Source organism: Pseudomonas lundensis (assembly GCF_001042985.1).
GTDB classification, from domain to species: domain Bacteria; phylum Pseudomonadota; class Gammaproteobacteria; order Pseudomonadales; family Pseudomonadaceae; genus Aquipseudomonas; species Aquipseudomonas lundensis.
In genome coordinates, this window is record NZ_JYKY01000079.1 from 1 (window position 1) to 926 (window position 926).

1 protein-coding gene is annotated in these 926 nt (G+C 55.5%); it reads left to right on the plus strand.

Features of this window, described 5'->3' with window-relative positions:
- Positions 1 to 72 precede the first annotated feature (72 nt).
- Positions 73 to 926, plus strand: a protein-coding gene (locus TU74_RS23915) for an IS5 family transposase (protein ID WP_086005488.1) whose coding sequence is annotated in 2 segments (ribosomal slippage) — positions 73 to 414 and positions 417 to 926 — 852 coding nt in all. Because the reading frame shifts where the segments join, the coding sequence is not laid out codon by codon here.

Consider the following 926-nt stretch of genomic DNA (forward strand, 5'->3'; position numbering starts at 1 on the left):
TAGGCTCTGTACGTAAACCCAAGAAATACGATTTTCTGTAAAATACACCGCCATTAAAGCCAGGAGGCCAAGATGGCAAAGCGGTATGAACTCCCCGACGCAGCCTGGGATCTGGTTGCAGATATCTTCACCAAAAATCAGCGCACCGGGCGCCCTCGGGCCGATGATCGCCTGATGCTAAACGGTATTCTCTGGGTGCTTTGCTCTGGCGCAGCCTGGCGAGACATGCCCGAACGATTCGGCCCTTGGTCAACGATCTATCAACGGTTCCGGGGATGGCGTGATTGCGGAGCTTTTGATCAGATGCTCAAGCGTCTTCATATCCGATTGAATGAGCAGGGTTTGATTGACTTGGAAACATGGATGATCGACTCCACTGCCGTACGAGCAACCCGGGCCTCATCAGGTGCCGGGAAAAAAGGGGATTTGAAGAACCGCAAGACCACGCGCTCGGGCGCAGCCGGGGTGGCCTGACGACCAAGATTCACATGCTGTGCGACGCCAATGGTGTGCCTCTGCGTTTCCTGTTGTCAGGCGGACAAGCCAGCGATATAGCCTATGCCCAACCGCTACTCGATCAGGCTTGCATACCCAGCCTGCGCGGTCGCCCACGCAAGCGTTGCCGCTGGTTGCTGGCTGACAAGGGTTACGACGCTGAAGCGCTGCGCCAGTATTGTGATCGTTATCGCATGCAGCCAGTCATTCCGTTGCGAAGCATGAAGCGCAAAACCAAGCCAGGATTGCCTCGACTTTTTGATCGCCCCAAATATCGGCAGCGCAACATCATCGAACGCATGTTTGGCTGGCTGAAGGAGAACCGTCGCATCGTGACGCGCTTCGACAAGCTCGCAACAAGTTTTGCGGCGATGGTCTCATTGGCCTGCGCTATGCGGTGCTTGCGACAATACTTTACGTACAGAGCCTAG